The sequence below is a fragment of the Edaphobacter lichenicola genome (assembly GCF_014201315.1).
GTDB classification, from domain to species: domain Bacteria; phylum Acidobacteriota; class Terriglobia; order Terriglobales; family Acidobacteriaceae; genus Edaphobacter; species Edaphobacter lichenicola_B.
Map to the genome: position 1 here is coordinate 113,515 of NZ_JACHDY010000003.1, position 13,931 is coordinate 127,445.

At 59.1% G+C, this 13,931-nt stretch carries 14 protein-coding genes; 7 read left to right on the forward strand and 7 right to left on the reverse strand.

Features of this window, described 5'->3' with window-relative positions:
* Positions 1 to 148: 148 nt before the first annotated feature.
* Both HDF09_RS11745 and HDF09_RS11750 read right to left on the reverse strand, forming a co-directional pair.
* Positions 149 to 1,081 (reverse strand): TerC/Alx family metal homeostasis membrane protein, encoded by a 933-nt coding sequence (locus tag HDF09_RS11745; protein ID WP_183766449.1) that lies wholly within the window; start codon positions 1,079 to 1,081, stop codon positions 149 to 151.
* A gap of 160 nt (positions 1,082 to 1,241) precedes the next feature.
* Positions 1,242 to 1,445, reverse strand: coding sequence for a hypothetical protein (locus HDF09_RS11750; protein ID WP_183766451.1), 204 nt, complete (start codon positions 1,443 to 1,445; stop codon positions 1,242 to 1,244).
* A gap of 205 nt (positions 1,446 to 1,650) precedes the next feature.
* Between HDF09_RS11750 and HDF09_RS11755 the strand changes: the two genes are divergently transcribed.
* Entirely contained in the window at positions 1,651 to 2,178 is a 528-nt protein-coding gene (locus HDF09_RS11755) for a DUF3761 domain-containing protein (protein ID WP_183766453.1), read from the forward strand.
* Between the two features lie 206 nt (positions 2,179 to 2,384).
* On the opposite strand, the gene HDF09_RS11760 is transcribed toward HDF09_RS11755, so the two are convergent.
* The 3 genes from HDF09_RS11760 to HDF09_RS11770 are packed head-to-tail and all read right to left on the reverse strand — an operon-like array spanning position 2,385 to position 4,643.
* Positions 2,385 to 3,320, reverse strand: coding sequence for a M28 family peptidase (locus HDF09_RS11760; RefSeq protein WP_183766455.1), 936 nt, complete (start codon positions 3,318 to 3,320; stop codon positions 2,385 to 2,387).
* Positions 3,317 to 4,105: a twin-arginine translocase subunit TatC gene (gene tatC, locus HDF09_RS11765; RefSeq protein ID WP_183766457.1), complete on the reverse strand. Its 789-nt coding sequence runs from the start codon at positions 4,103 to 4,105 to the stop codon at positions 3,317 to 3,319. The genes HDF09_RS11760 and tatC overlap by 4 nt, the downstream gene beginning before the upstream one ends.
* Entirely contained in the window at positions 4,098 to 4,643 is a 546-nt protein-coding gene (locus tag HDF09_RS11770; protein WP_183766459.1) for a twin-arginine translocase TatA/TatE family subunit, read from the reverse strand. The genes tatC and HDF09_RS11770 overlap by 8 nt, the downstream gene beginning before the upstream one ends.
* A gap of 443 nt (positions 4,644 to 5,086) precedes the next feature.
* Here HDF09_RS11770 and nadA point away from each other — a divergent pair, with 443 nt between their 5' ends.
* From nadA to HDF09_RS11790, 4 genes are all read left to right on the forward strand, one after another.
* Positions 5,087 to 6,142 carry a quinolinate synthase NadA gene (gene nadA, locus HDF09_RS11775; protein ID WP_433977740.1) on the forward strand — a complete coding sequence of 352 codons (1,056 nt, stop codon included), beginning with the start codon at positions 5,087 to 5,089 and terminating at the stop codon, positions 6,140 to 6,142.
* On the forward strand, positions 6,139 to 6,570 hold the full coding sequence (locus HDF09_RS11780) for a DUF2203 domain-containing protein (RefSeq protein WP_183766461.1): 432 nt from the start codon (positions 6,139 to 6,141) through the stop codon (positions 6,568 to 6,570). The genes nadA and HDF09_RS11780 overlap by 4 nt, the downstream gene beginning before the upstream one ends.
* 75 nt (positions 6,571 to 6,645) lie before the next feature.
* On the forward strand, positions 6,646 to 7,074 hold the full coding sequence (locus tag HDF09_RS11785; RefSeq protein WP_183766463.1) for a Fur family transcriptional regulator: 429 nt from the start codon (positions 6,646 to 6,648) through the stop codon (positions 7,072 to 7,074).
* Between the two features lie 60 nt (positions 7,075 to 7,134).
* Complete coding sequence (locus tag HDF09_RS11790; RefSeq protein ID WP_311719341.1) at positions 7,135 to 8,601, forward strand: catalase; 1,467 nt, start codon at positions 7,135 to 7,137, stop codon at positions 8,599 to 8,601.
* 275 nt (positions 8,602 to 8,876) lie between these two features.
* Here HDF09_RS11790 and HDF09_RS11795 read toward each other — a convergent pair whose 3' ends face one another.
* Complete coding sequence (locus HDF09_RS11795) at positions 8,877 to 9,791, reverse strand: M28 family peptidase (RefSeq protein ID WP_183766467.1); 915 nt, start codon at positions 9,789 to 9,791, stop codon at positions 8,877 to 8,879.
* 246 nt (positions 9,792 to 10,037) lie between these two features.
* On the opposite strand from HDF09_RS11795, the gene HDF09_RS11800 reads away from it, so the two are divergent.
* Entirely contained in the window at positions 10,038 to 11,192 is a 1,155-nt protein-coding gene (locus HDF09_RS11800; protein ID WP_183766469.1) for a lactonase family protein, read from the forward strand.
* A 172-nt stretch (positions 11,193 to 11,364) separates the two neighbouring features.
* Complete coding sequence (locus tag HDF09_RS11805; protein ID WP_183766471.1) at positions 11,365 to 12,549, forward strand: SH3 domain-containing protein; 1,185 nt, start codon at positions 11,365 to 11,367, stop codon at positions 12,547 to 12,549.
* Positions 12,550 to 12,642: 93 nt separating this feature from the next.
* Here HDF09_RS11805 and HDF09_RS11810 read toward each other — a convergent pair whose 3' ends face one another.
* Positions 12,643 to 13,809, reverse strand: a complete 1,167-nt coding sequence (locus HDF09_RS11810) for a DegT/DnrJ/EryC1/StrS family aminotransferase (protein WP_260181236.1) — start codon at positions 13,807 to 13,809, stop codon at positions 12,643 to 12,645.
* Between the last annotated feature and the right edge of the window lie 122 nt (positions 13,810 to 13,931).

Sequence of the window (13,931 nt, forward strand, 5' to 3'; positions counted from 1 at the left end):
TTCTGCTCCAGGAGGAAGAAACTCTTTTCCACGAGAGATAGGTAATGTTGTTTCTTGAATTTTGTCTCTTGGCTGTTGGCTTCTTCTGCTGGCTCGCTGGCGCGGAGTCCCTCCGATGGGGGTCGGAGGCGATTGGTGAGATTGGAACTTACCGGTTCAGGACCGCTGGCTGGTTTCTTTTTGAGAGAAGCGAGAGGGCGATGGTGATTCCCAGGATGGCTACGATCACCGCGAGCGAGAGCAGAGGGCCGATCTCGATCCAGTGGGCGGCGAGCATCTTGAAGGCTGCGAAGGCGAGGACCGCGGCGAGGCCGTAGTGGAGAAAACGCAGCTTGGCGAGCAGGTGGGCGAGGAGGAAGTAGAGCGAACGGAGGCCCATGACGGCCATGATGTTCGAGGTGTAGGCGAGGAAGGGTTGGCGGGTGATGGAGAGGACGGCGGGGATGGAGTCGAGGGCGAAGACGACGTCGGTGAGCTCGATGGCGATGAGGGCGAGGAAGAGGACGGTGATCATGCGCTGGCCGCTCTCGAAGACGAAGAACTTGTCCTGACGGAGGCTGACGGGGTGGAGGCGGGAGAGCCAGGCGATCCAGCGGGGCGTTTCGATTTGTGGTTTTTCGGCGCCTGGGAGGACGAGGCGGATGGCGGCGATGAGCAGGATCGCGGCAAAGAGGTAGCTGATCCACTCGAAGCGGGCCAGGAGGCCGAGACCGGCGGCGATGAAGGCTCCGCGCATGAGGATGGCGCCGAGGACGCCCCAGAAGAGGGCCTTGGGCTGGTGGGCGGGTTCGATCTTGAAGACGCGGAAGAGGAGGAGGAAGAGGAAGAGGTTGTCGATGGAGAGCGACTCTTCGATGGCGTAGCCGGCAAGGTACTGGGTTGCGGCCAGGCCGCCCATGGAGCGAAGGAGGAAGAGGGCGAAGGCGAGGGCGGCGGCGACCCACAGGATGGTGGCGGCGACCGAGGTGGATTGAGTTTTGGAGGGGCCCTGGTGGCGGACGTAGAGGAGTTCAGCCCCGAGGAGGATGAGGATGAAGAGGTGAAAACCTATCCAGTGGGTGATGGGGGTCGCGGCGAGCATCTCACTTGGATCCTACAGGGCGCGGGTTGGAGCTTGCCTGGAGGGGAGCTGATCGGCGGGAGGTTGGATTCGTCTGGCTCGACTGGCTGGGCTCGTCTGGGGAGGATTTGACGGAGCTGTTGCTTGTTGCAACTTGCGGCACTATTGATCGGAGTGCTGGTTAGCGTGCGCCGGCGACCATGGAGTAGACCGTGTAAACGATGATTGCGAGCGCCATCCACAGGAGGGAGGACAGGAAGAGGCTGCGCGCGATATCGAGTACATGATGGGTCTCGAGGAAGCCGTCTGCATTGTTTTGACGAGCGGTTCGGGTGGTGAGTTCTGTGTAGCGGTTGTGTATGTCTGCGTACGTTGGTGTCTGCATGGTCCCTCCTATCGGCTAAGACTAGGGGGAGCATTAGCCAGGTGCTATCCCTCGAATGCAGTAGTTTGTAACTCGTTTGGGTGACAATTGGTTTGTTTTTTGAGGCAATGGAACGGGTTTTCGCGGTTTTTGGTGACAGGTCAGGCCGGATGGGATAGGATTTGGCGGTATTCGGACACCCTAAATTGAACCTACAGGAGATTTTATGAAGATTTCGATGTGTTTAATGGCGGTTGCAGTGGGGCTCGTCGGCGCACAGATGGCTGTGGCCCAGGCAGCGGCACCAGCGGGATCTACAGGAATGTGCAAGGACGGAACCTACTCGACGGCTGCGAGTAAAGCGGGGGCTTGCCGGGGACACCAGGGGGTGAAGGAGTGGTATGCCGCTTCGACGGCGAAGGCGCCTGCTGCTGCTACTGCACCTGCTGCCGCACCGGCTGCGGCTGCTAAGACAGCTCCAGTTGCTGCGCCTGCGGCTGCTGCGGCTACTGCACCAGCGGCGGCGGCGGGGGGTGGGACGTCGGGAAAGCTGTCTCCCTCACAGAAGGCTGCTGCTCGTCCGCAGGCTGCTGGTGGCGGTCCTGGACTGGTGTGGGTGAATACTTCGAGCAACGTCTACCACTGCTATGGGTCGGACTTTTACGGGAAGACGAAGGAAGGCTCTTATATGTCTGAGGCTGATGCCAAAGCCAAGGGCGCTCACGGGGACCACGGAAAGAGCTGCACCAAGTAAATAAAGTCCTGCCGGACGGGGCCCGCTACGCGCGGCGCGGTCACTTCGTGACTTGTATACCTTTCCAGGCAGGATGATCTGCATAGGGCCTCCCGTTGGTCGGCGCGGAATCCGGCTTGCGACCAACGGGAGCACCACGCGAAGCAATTACAAGTCACGAAGTGACCGCTCTCCGCGCAGGAGGCTCGTCCGGCAGGGCATCATCTTTATGGGCGCTGGTTGATTAAGCGGATCATCTCGAGGAAGATGTCGCCGGAGATCTGCAGGGAGTGGGCGCTGATCTTGTCGAGGGTGTCCTTGTCGGTGTGGTGATAGCCGTCGGGCATGGCGTCTGTGGTGGGGCCATAGTGGGCGTCGATCACGTCTAGAACCGGTACGCCGCGCTGCGCGAAGGGGAGATGGTCGTCTTCCTCGGCCTCGCGGTACTTGAAGATGTTGGCGGAGTGGCCGGTGTTCTTTGCGGCGACTTTTAGCAGGTCGAGCAGCCACGGGGTGGAGTTTTCTACATAGTCGATGTTGAGGTCTTTGTCGGCGATCATGTCGGCGACGAGGAGGGCTTTGATTTTCGCGAGGGTGCCATCCTGAGACCATTTCGCGGCGAGATGGCGGCTGCCGTAGAGAGAGTCAGCGCCGGACCATTTGCCGCTGACGGACTCTTCGCCGTCGTCGAAGACCAGCCAGACAGAGTAGCCTTCGGGTGGGTGGGCGCGGAGGATGTTGCCTATTTCGATGAGGAGCGCGGAGGTGGCGGCACCGTCGTTCGCGCCGTAGAAGTTGATGTCGCGGAGGTAGTAGTTGGTCTCGTAGTGAGAGGCGAGGACGATGATGCCGTCTTTTTTGCCGGGATATTTGACGAGGTAGTTGGTCATCGTCTGGAGGCCGGCGGGGGTGGTGGCGGTGAAGGTGTCGGCGATGAAGTTTCCTTTCGCGGCTTCGGGAGCGAAGTGCTGCTTGAAAAACTCTTCGGCTTTGGCGTGGCCGGGAGAGCCGTTGAAGCGCTTGGGGGCTACGTCGAGGAGCTGTTTGGTGAGGTTGTAGGCAGCTTGTCCGCTGAACTGAGTGGATGTGGCTCTTTGGGCGTTGATCGCAGGTGCAAGGAGGGCGAGAAGCAGCGCGAGGAGGAGGGGTTGGCGTCGGGTCATGCGGCTTTACTGGCCTCTTTGGGTTTGCGACGGGATGGATGGACGAAGTACGCGACGCCTACGCCGAGGAGATAGAGAACGAGCATGGGGCTGGCGAAGAGGATCATGCTGAAGGGGTCGGGCAAAGGACAGATGATGGCCGAGATGAGGAAGATAACGAGGATGGCGTAGCGGATGTGCTTGATGAGGAATTTGGCGTCGACTATGCCGAAGAGCGAGAGGAAAAAGATGAGGATGGGCAGTTCGAAGCAGATGCCGAGGCCGAGGATTACGGCTAGGAAGAACTGGGTGTAGTCCTCGATGGTGAGGATGGGGTGGAATCTTTTGCCGAAGTCCAGGACGAGGACTTTGATGGCGCCGGGGAGTACCCAGTGGTAGCCGAACCAGGCTCCTGCCATGAAGAGTCCGATGGTTGCGGCCATGAAAGGGACGACGTAGCGCTTCTCGTTGGCGTACATGCCGGGCGAGATGAAGAGCCAGAGCTGGTAGAGGATGAAGGGAGAGGCGAGGATCGCACCACCGAGGAGGGCGGTTTTGAGGTAGAGGTTGAGGCCGTCGGTGGGGTGGGTGAAGTTGAGTGCGATGTGGAGATCGTCGAGCGGTTTTTGGACGAGGCCGTAGAGTCGCTCGTGAAACGCGTAGGCAACGGCGAATCCGATGAGCAGATAGACGGTGGCGTGGATGAGGCGTTTGCGGAGCTCGGTGAGATGCTCCATCAGGCTCATGCCTGGGAGTTCGGCGCGGTCGGTGACGGCGGCACGAACGCTGTCGACCAGATCAGCCATGGTGGGTGGCCTCGCTGGTGACTACTTCGGATGGTGATTCGGGCTCGGTTGCGTGGGGGATGGCGTCGAGGACCGGGGAGAGGGCCGAGTTACTGACGGGGAGGCCGGTGGAGGGTGGCATGAGGTTGAGGTCACCGGAGGTTGCGATGGGTAGAGGCGTGGAGGGCGGAGGCGGCATGTGTGGATGGTCTTCCACCAGCTCCTGGGTGAGTTGGGCGATGCGTTCGGGGGTTACGTCTGAGGCGGAGGCTTCGGTAAGTGCGGGCGGTGCGATGGAGTTTTCACCAGCGTCTATGGCTGGCGTTGCTATTGCTGGTGTGACGGGCGCAGCGGCCTCCATGGCGGCGATCTTTTTGCGCTGCTCTTCCTGGTCGGCGACGCGGAGTTCGTCTTCCATCTGCATGCGGAACTCGTTGGAGGCGCGGCGGAACTCGGCCATGAGCTTGCCGAGTTGACGGGCGAGCTCGGGCAGCTTCTTCGGGCCGAAGAGAAGCAGGGCGAGGAAGAAGATGACGGCGCTGTCCTGAAAGCTAGGCATAAGTCAGTCCCATGATACGGCTTACGAGTTGACGGAACAAATGGATGGAGGGCGTTGATGCTGTTGTAAGATTTCTAGTGTAGGCAGCAGGATCGTTCGAAGAAAAGCGCACCTTTTGATTACAGCGTGTGTCTAATTGTACGAACGAGTGATCTGACGGATCACAAGTGATGAAGTGGTAGGAGTTGCAACATCCCCGTGGGTTGGGTGGCGGTTGAGGCCGGCACAGTGAATCCACTGCAACTCAAGCAGTGCATGCTTTCAACATCCCCGTCTCAGAGGCGAAAAGACGGTATCGGCTTAGCCGCTGCCATATGACCTTTTGAGACTGAAGGCGGAGTACCTTGAACGGACTATTGGAGATCGCACCGGCTGCGGCCGTGGCGGAGAACGTTGCAGATTCGTGTTCCTTAGACAACTACCTTGCGCAGCCGGACCATACTATGGATGCCCGGATTGCCGCTGCACGCGAGAAGCTCGGCACCGATGTGGTTCTGCTGGGACATCATTATCAGCGGGACGAGGTGATTCGGTTTGCCGACTTTACCGGGGACAGCTACAAGCTTTCGAAGGTGGCGGCCGAGACGGATGCGAAGTACATGCTGTTTTGCGGCGTGCACTTTATGGCGGAGACGGCAGATGTGCTGGGGCGGCCGTGGCAGCAGGTGATTCTGCCGGATCTGAATGCTGGCTGTTCGATGGCGGATATGGCGGAGATTGGGCAGGTGGAAGACTGCTGGGATTCGCTGGAGCGCGCGGGGGTTACCGATGAAGCGTCGGGTGGGATGATTCCGCTGACCTATATGAACTCGGCTGCTGCGATCAAGGCTTTCTGCGGCGAGCGGGGTGGATTGGTGTGTACGTCTTCGAACGCTCGTGGGGCGTTTGAGTGGGCGTTTGCGCGTGCGGGGAAGATCTTGTTTTTGCCGGATCAGCACCTGGGGCGGAATACTGCGTTTGCGATGGGGATTCCGCTGACCGAGATGGTGGTCTGGGATCCTTATCAGATTAATGGTGGGGTTAGTCCTGACCGGTTGAAGGCGGCTAAGGTGATCTTGTGGAAGGGACACTGCTCGGTGCATCAGCGGTTTCTGCCGGAGCATGTTGATCGGGTGCGCCGGGAGGAGCCGGGGATGCAGGTGATCGTGCACCCGGAGTGCCGTTGGGAGGTTTGCCAGAAGGCGGATGATGTGGGTTCGACCGAACACATTATTCAGGCGATTGAGCGCGCACTGGAGGGTTCGAGCTTTGCGGTTGGGACGGAGATTCACCTGGTGAACCGGCTGGCGAAGCGGTTTGCGCCGCTGGGCAAGCGGGTGATTACGCTCGATGACTCGGGGTGCCTGTGCACGACGATGTACCGGATCTCTCCGCAGCATCTGGCGTGGGCTCTGGAGAATCTGGTTGAGGGACGGGTTGTGAATCGCATCAAGGTGGACGATGATGTGAAGCAGTGGGCGCGCGTTGCGCTCAACAGGATGCTGGAGATCAGGATTTGAGTAAGACGTTTACGTTGGGCGAGGCACAGACGCTGTTGCCAGTAGTAGAAGCTCTGCTGAGAAAGGCTCGGGAGGGACAGGCCCGGGCCGCGGAGTTTGAGTACGAGATGCAACAGTTGAGTCACAGGATCTTTCTGTCTGGTGGGATGCATGTGGATGTGAGCGTTGCGGCTCGACGCCGGGCGGAGCGGGATAAAGCAGTGCAGTTGGCGAAGGATACGGTGGCTGAGATCGACTCGATCGGGGTTCAGGTGAAGGATCTCGAGGAGGGACTGCTGGACTTTCCTTATCTAATGGATGGGAGAACGGTGCTGCTTTGCTGGAAGCTGGGCGAGCCGGCGATTACGCACTGGCATACCGAGGAAGAGGGTTTTGAGGGGAGAAAGCCTCTGGATTCGAGGTTTGGCAAGACGGAGCGGCTGAACTAGATTTGGGTGGAAGCCTGATCTTCTGTGGATAACTAAACTTATCGGACGATAATCTTTATCGTTTATACTTCTCTCATGTTGGTGAACGAGGCCAGAACGTTTCGCAAACTCTGCCAGGAGAATGGCATTGCTGTGACTCACCAACGGCAGGTCTTGTACGAAGTTATGAAGACGATGCATGGCCATCCGAGTCCGGAAGAGGTCTATGCGCAGGTAAAGAAGAAGGTGCCAGCAATCTCGCTGGCTACCGTTTACAAAAACATACATCTGTTTGTGGAGAGCGGCGTCTTTCGCGAGGTGAGCATGCACCATGGCTCGCTGCGCGTAGAGATGAATGATGAATCGCATCACCATATGGTGTGCTCGAAGTGTAAGGCGATTACCGACATTGGAGAAAAAGAGCTTGGGCTGGTGTCGAAGCAGGACAAACTGCCCGGCGGCTTTCTGGTGGAGCGGTATGCAGTGGATGTGATTGGCATTTGTGCGAAGTGCCATCAGGCTTAGGGCGATTTTCCTAACGAGTGTAAGAGGTGAACTATGGCAGAAGACTTGAAGAGCAAGCAAATGACTACCGATGCCGGACGACCGGTTGGCGATAACCAGAACTCGATCACGGTGGGTAATCGTGGACCGATCGTGTTTGAGGATTATTTGCTGTTTGAGAAGATGGCGCACTTCAACCGTGAGCGTGTTCCTGAGCGTGTGGTTCATGCGAAGGGTTCGGCGGCGCATGGCACCTTTACCTGTACTAATCCGGATATGGCGAAGTACACGACCGCCAAAGTATTTGAGAAGGGCAAGAAGACGCCGACGTTTCTGCGGTTTTCGACCGTTGGCGGCGAGAAGGGTTCGGCTGATTCTGAGCGCGATCCGCGTGGGTTTGCGCTGAAGTTCTATACGGAAGAGGGGAACTGGGACCTGGTGGGCAACAATACGCCGGTGTTCTTTATCCGCGACCCTTTGAAGTTTTCGGACTTCATTCATACGCAGAAGCGTGATCCGGAGACGAACCTGAAGTCGCCGAAGATGATGTGGGATTTCTGGTCGCTTTCGCCGGAGAGCCTGCACCAGGTGACGATTCTGTTCTCGGATCGCGGCACTCCCGATGGATATCGCCACATGAATGGGTATGGCAGCCACACGTTCTCGCTGATCAATGCGAAGAACGAGCTGTTCTATGTGAAGTACCACTTCAAGACGAAGCAGGGGATTAAGAACTTCACTCGCGAAGAGGCCGACCACATGAAGTCTGTGGACATGGATCACTCGCAGAGCGATCTCTTCAGCGCGATTGAGAAGGGCGACTTTCCAAAGTGGACGGTGCAGATCCAGATCATGCCGGAGGCTGAGGCGGAGACGTACCACATCAATCCGTTTGACCTGACGAAGATCTGGCCTCATGCGGATTATCCGATGATCGAGATCGGCGAGCTGGAGTTGAATCGCAACCCGAAGAATTACTTTGCTGAGGTTGAGCAGGCGGCGTTCGATCCGAAGAACGTTGCTCCGGGCATGGGTTTTTCGCCGGACAAGATGCTTCAGGGCCGATTGATCAGCTATCCGGATGCACACCGGTATCGCATCGGGGTGAACTATAACCTGCTTCCGATCAATGAGGCGAAGTGCCCCTACAGCACGTACAACCGTGATGGCAGCATGCGTTACGGAGAGAACGGTGGCAGTGGTCCGAACTACGAGCCGAACAGCTTTGGCGGACCGACGCAGGATAAGAAGTACCTTGAGCGTCCTGTGACGTACAACACGGCGACCGTGGGACGGTATGACCATCGCGAGCATGATGGCGACTACTACACGCAGCCGGGAAACTTGTTCCGTCTGATGACACCGGATGCGCAGGAGCGGCTGTGCGGGAATATCGCGGCCGGCCTGGGGCAGGTGGAGACGCGGATTCAGGACCTGCAGATCAATCACTTCTACAAGTGCGATCCGAAGTATGGCGAAGGCGTTGCCAAGGCTATCGGACGCAAGATTGAAGAGATTGTGAAGAAGGAAGAGCTGGTTGGTGCGTAAGTAACTATTTTAGTTACATAAAGGGCGGCCCTTTGCGGGCCGCTCTTTTCTTTTTGGAGGATATGTCCTGCCGGACGGGCTCGCTGCGCGCGAGGCGGTCACTTCGTGACTTGTATACCTTGTCTTGCTGGGTCCAATTGCATGGGTCCTCGCGATGCTCGGAGGAAAGATCGTGCCGACCAACGGGAGGAGCAATGCTCATGACCCTGCCTTGACCGGTATACGCGTCACGAAGTGACCGCCCTCCGCGCAGGAGGCCCGTCCAGCAGGACGTCTTAAGGCGTTGGGCCGGTGGGATTGGCTTCGGGCCTTCGGCCCCGGTTCCATTCGGGCTTCCACGAGGTGTCGGCCAGCCAGCGGATGGGATTAATCATGGCGGCGATGGCGTTGGTCATGTGGGTGAAGTCGATGGTGCGGATCTCGTCGCTGGGCTGGTGGTAGTCCTTGTGCAGGCCGTAGCTGGAGACGGTTTGAGCGACGATGCCTTGCTGAGCCAGCGCGTAGTTGTCGGAACGGCGGAAGAAGTTTTCTTTGGGGTGAGGATCGTTGACCAGGTGGGCACCGTGTTTTGCCAGCTCGGGGCCGAGATTGGAGCGGTCGAAGCCGGTGAGCCAGAGGGTTCCGGCGGGGACGGCCGGGTCGGGGCGGCCGATCATCTCGAACTCGAGGTTGGCGACCATGCTGGCCAGTGGCACAGGTGGGCGGGCGAGGAAGGCACGGTTGCCGAAGCCGCCGAGCTCTTCGGAGCCGAAGAGCGCGAAGACGATGGTGCGTTTGGGGCGTGGGCCGTTGGCGAGGATGTGGGCCAGGGTCAACACGGCGGTGGTGCCGGATGCGTCGTCGTCGGCTCCGTTGTAGTTGGTGTCGCCGGCTGCGTTGGCGGGACCGATGCCGAGGTGATCGAGGTGTGCGGTGAGGAGGATGACCTCGTTAGGTGAGGTGGTTCCGCGCAGGATGGCGATGGCGTTCCAGGTCTCTTTGCGGGGGATGTCCTGAAACTTTGCGATGCGCTGCTGGGTTCTTGCTGGTAGAGGATCGGGGAGGGGGGACTTCTGGAGGAAGGTGCCGTTGTCTCCGCCGGGGTCGAGGCCGAGGGATTGGAGTTGGGAGGCTACGAAGAGGGCGGCGATGTGCTCGTCGCGGGTGGCTGAGCCGCGGCCGTGAAGTTCATCGTCGGCGAGGAAGTTCATATCTGCGTGAACTTCCTGTTGCAGTGCGACGGAGAGCGATGCTGTTTGCCGGGCTGCTGCGTCGAAGGAGTGAGCCGGTTGTGCTTGTGACTGAGAGGGAAGAGTTTGTATGAGCAGGAGTGCGGCCAGAGGCAGAGGATGTAAAAGCTTCGAGGGGTGCATTGCGAAAATTATAGAGGAACGTTTATTGAATTAATTCTGCGTTGGCTGCGGCTGCTGCGAAGATAGAGATGAGGCTTTGTGACGATGGAACGACGGGGAAGTTTCGTGCGTTGGGCAGTGGTGGGCGCTGCGTTGATGTTGCCGGTCTTTACGGGATGTACGGGATTCTTTCCTCCGGTCAATAACTCTGGTGGCGGGACCGGAGCGACTGGGAATCAGGTGTATGTGGTGAATCAGACGACGAAGTCTGTGAGTGGATTTGTGGTGGGGACGGCGACCTTGACGGCGGTGAGTAACTCGCCGATCGCGCTTGGGTCGCAGCCTTTTGCTGAGGTTGTGACTCCGAATGATGCGTTTCTTTATATCGCGGGGCAAGCGTCGATCAGCTTGTATCTGATCAACTCGAATGGATCATTGAGCGCACCGAGCGGCGGCGCGGTGCAGAATCTGGTGACGGCGGCTTCGCTGGCAGTTTCGCCGGATGGGCAGTGGCTGATTGCGCTGGATAGTTTTACCCAGCAACTTGATATCTACCAGATCAACTCCACGACGGGAGCGTTGAGTGACGTGGGGTCGCCTACGTATTCACTTCATGCTGGGGCGGGGCCCTGGCAACCTTCGATGGTGAAGGTGTCGCCGGATGGGACGCTGATCTTTGCGGCGCTTGGAACCGGTGGCGATGTTGTGTTCTCGTTCAACACAACAACAGGTCTTGCAACGCAGGTGCAGAGCCTGGTCAATGTGAATGCGAGCACGGGCGATTTTGGGCTGGCGGTCGATCCCAAGACTGCTTATCTCTACATTGCGCGAAGTGGGACCAGTGGGGGAATTGGTGTCTACGCGATTGGATCGGGGGGAGTGTTGAATTCGGTTACGGGGTCGCCGTTTGCGGCGGGGAGCGGAACTGTGTCTATAGTGCTGGATGGTACGGGCACCTATGTCTACGCGGCGAATCGTACCGATGGCACGATCTCTGGTTACACGATTGCCGCGGGGGCTACTCCTGCGGCTTTGTCGTTGACGCCCCTGAGCGGGTCGGCCTATCAGAGTGGGACGTCGGTGCAGTCGCTGGGGATCGATCGAACCGGCAAGTATCTGCTGGCGGCATCGGTGGGGGGTAGTCCGGATCTGACGATGTACAGCTTCGATATTACGACGCCGGGCAAGCTCGATCGGGCGACCAGTATCGCCACCGATGCCGATCCTGCTGGGGCTGTCGCGGTTGCGCTGACACACTAGTTGTTCCCGATATGGACAGAGGTGTTGGAGTTGATGCCGCGATGCTATGGATTTAGCGAGGCCGCCGTTAGTATGGAGGAAGTGGTGCGTTGTGACGCGGAGTTTCAAGGCTATCGTTTCTTCATCTGGACAATTCGGTTTCGTGCGGTGCTTTTCGCGGATTTGCGGCTTTGTGGCGGTCTCGGTTCTTTTGGTGGGCGGGAGCGGGTGCTCGCGGCTGCGGCCTAAGCCGGCGGCTCAGTATGTGTACGTGACGGCGAAGCAGACGTTTCTGCGCGACCGGGTGGCGGCGGTCTCCAATCGGACGGCTACGGTGGAGAACGGCGACCGGCTTGAGGTGCTCGATCATGGACGGCGGTTTGTGAAGGTCCAGACGGCCAAGGGGGAGCAGGGCTGGATCGACGAGAAGGTGGTTGCGACCCAGGATGTCTTCGATCAGTTTGAGAAGTTGAAGCAGGATCATAAGGCTGATCCGGTGGTTGCCTCGGCGGTGGTGCGGGATGAGGTTTATATGCACGCCAAGCCGGGCCGCGACACGGAGAGGTTTTTCCGGCTGGCGGAGGGTGAGAAGCTGAAGCTGCTGGCTCGCGCTACGCTGGCCAAGCCTCTGCCGCCGGGAACTCGGGTGGCGAAGGCTGCACCTGTTCCAGTTCCAGCGACTGCGACCACAACTGGTTCGGCGGGGAAGGGTGTGAAGGCTGTTGCTCCGGCAGTGCCGGACGAACCTGCGGCGCCGGTGATGGAGGACTGGTGGCTGGTGCGCGACTCCAAGGGCGATACGGGGTGGCTTTTTAGCAGGATGATGGATGTTGACGCTCCCGATGCGATTACGCGGTACTCCGAAGGGCAAAGGATTGTGGGTTCGTATGTTCTTACTACGGTGAACGATCCGGAGGCGGAGCAGGATGACAAGAATATTCCGATCTACGTGACGGTGTTGAGTCCGTATAAGGCAGGGCTGACCTATGACTTCGATCAGGTGCGCGTCTTTACGTGGAATGTAAAGAAGCATCGCTATGAGACGGGGTATCGCGACAGGAATATTGAGGGATATCTGCCGGTTACGGTGACGACGGCTACTGATCCTTATGGCAAGTTGCCAGCGGCTACTACTCCGGCGCCGACGTTCTCGTATCGTGTGCTGTCGGATGATGCCGGGCCGGTGGTTCCTGATCCTGTGACGGGTGCGATTGTGCCGGGCAAGACGGTGGTGAAGACGTATCGGCTGGAGAGCAATCTGGTGCGGCGAGTGATACAGCCGGGAACGACAGCGCCTGGGGAGGCTCATCCGGAGCCGGTGTCGGAGAAGAAGAAGGGCGCGGCGGGCAAGGGCGGTAAAGGGAAGAAGAAGCGGTAGGGGCTTCTGAATTGGTCTCGCGAGGTGAGTAATGCCGTGGCTTACGTTTAGTGGCAACTGGTGTGGACTTTCGCGGATGATTGCTGCGGGCTGTTACTGATAGAAGCTGGCTATTGTGTCGACTACGGTTTGCTGCTCGTCTTCGCGTAGCTCGGGATACATGGGGAGGGCGAGGACCTCTTGGGCAGCGGCTTCGCTGATTGGGAAGTCGCACTGCTTGTAGCCGAGATGAGAGAGGCTGGTCTGCAGGTGCAGCGGGACTGGGTAGTAGATCTCGCTGCCGATCTTGCACTCGGTGAGGTATTGGCGGAGTTCGTCGCGGCGGGGTGCGCGGATGACGTACTGGTGGAAGACGTGGCCGGCGCGCGGGTCGGTGATGGGTAGGACGATGTCTTTGTCTATGTTGTCTGCGGCGAGGTTCGCTTCGTGGAAGAGCTGGTCGTAGCGGCGAGCGTGGTCGCGGCGCTGCTGGTTCCATTTAGGCAGGTAACGGAGTTTGACCTCGAGGACGGCGGCCTGGATGGAGTCGAGGCGGGAGTTCCAGCCGATCTCCTCGTGATAGTAGCGGCGGCGCATGCCGTGGGAGCGGAGGATGCGCGCGTGGTCGTCGATTGCGGCTGAGGTGGTGGTGACGAGGCCGGCGTCTCCCATGGCGCTTAGATTTTTTGTGGGGTAGAAGCTGAAGGCGGCTGCGTCACCTAATGCTCCGGCCGGTACGCCGTTCCACGTGGCTCCGAAGGCCTGGGCGGCGTCTTCAATGAGCAGGAGGTTGTGCTTTTGTTTCAGCGCTGTGAATTCGTCCCAGTCTGCACATTGGCCGTAGAGGTGAACGGGAAGGACGGCTTTGACGTTGCGGCCTGCGGGGGAGTCTAGGAGTTTCTCGACGGCCGGGGCTGAGAGGTTGAAGGTGGTGGGGTCGATGTCGGCTAGCAGAGGCGTGGCACCGCAGCGGAGGATGGCACTGACGGTGGCGAAGAAGCTGAATGGGGTGGTGATGACGGCGTCGCCGGGGCCGACGTTTCCGGCTGCGAGAGCAAGCCAGATGGCGTCGGTGCCGCTGGCGCAGCCGATGGCGTGAGGGGCCGCGCAGGCAGTGGCGGCGGCGTGCTCGAAGCTGGTGACCTGGGGGCCGAGGATGAAGCGCTGCGAGGTGCAGACGGCTTCGATGGAGTCGAGGATCTCCTGCCGAAGGGTGGCGAACTGGCGGGAGAAGTCAAGCATTGGAACGGGTTGCGGCTTGCGGATGATCACATCTGCCATGGTATATCGGTCGTATGTCGCTGTGGAGACTGCGAAAGACTCTCGTTCCGTCTTGCAATGCGTCTAACGAAGTATTGCGCTCGTCTCTACTATGTGACGGGGCAGGTTGATTATTGCCGTCG

What these genes read in the sequence shown, in the direction of transcription:
- HDF09_RS11790 (WP_311719341.1), top strand. Translation starts at nt 7,135, where the DNA reads ATGACTACCGATGCCGGACGACCGGTTGGCGATAACCAGAACTCGATC.
- HDF09_RS11795 (WP_183766467.1), bottom strand. Translation starts at nt 9,791, where the DNA reads ATGAACTTCCTCGCCGACGATGAACTTCACGGCCGCGGCTCAGCCACC.
- HDF09_RS11750 (WP_183766451.1), bottom strand. Translation starts at nt 1,445, where the DNA reads ATGCAGACACCAACGTACGCAGACATACACAACCGCTACACAGAACTC.
- HDF09_RS11770 (WP_183766459.1), bottom strand. Translation starts at nt 4,643, where the DNA reads ATGCCTAGCTTTCAGGACAGCGCCGTCATCTTCTTCCTCGCCCTGCTT.
- HDF09_RS11810 (WP_260181236.1), bottom strand. Translation starts at nt 13,809, where the DNA reads ATGGCAGATGTGATCATCCGCAAGCCGCAACCCGTTCCAATGCTTGAC.
- HDF09_RS11760 (WP_183766455.1), bottom strand. Translation starts at nt 3,320, where the DNA reads ATGACCCGACGCCAACCCCTCCTCCTCGCGCTGCTTCTCGCCCTCCTT.
- nadA (WP_433977740.1), top strand. Translation starts at nt 5,087, where the DNA reads ATGGATGCCCGGATTGCCGCTGCACGCGAGAAGCTCGGCACCGATGTG.
- tatC (WP_183766457.1), bottom strand. Translation starts at nt 4,105, where the DNA reads ATGGCTGATCTGGTCGACAGCGTTCGTGCCGCCGTCACCGACCGCGCC.
- HDF09_RS11755 (WP_183766453.1), top strand. Translation starts at nt 1,651, where the DNA reads ATGAAGATTTCGATGTGTTTAATGGCGGTTGCAGTGGGGCTCGTCGGC.
- HDF09_RS11785 (WP_183766463.1), top strand. Translation starts at nt 6,646, where the DNA reads ATGTTGGTGAACGAGGCCAGAACGTTTCGCAAACTCTGCCAGGAGAAT.
- HDF09_RS11800 (WP_183766469.1), top strand. Translation starts at nt 10,038, where the DNA reads ATGGAACGACGGGGAAGTTTCGTGCGTTGGGCAGTGGTGGGCGCTGCG.
- HDF09_RS11745 (WP_183766449.1), bottom strand. Translation starts at nt 1,081, where the DNA reads ATGCTCGCCGCGACCCCCATCACCCACTGGATAGGTTTTCACCTCTTC.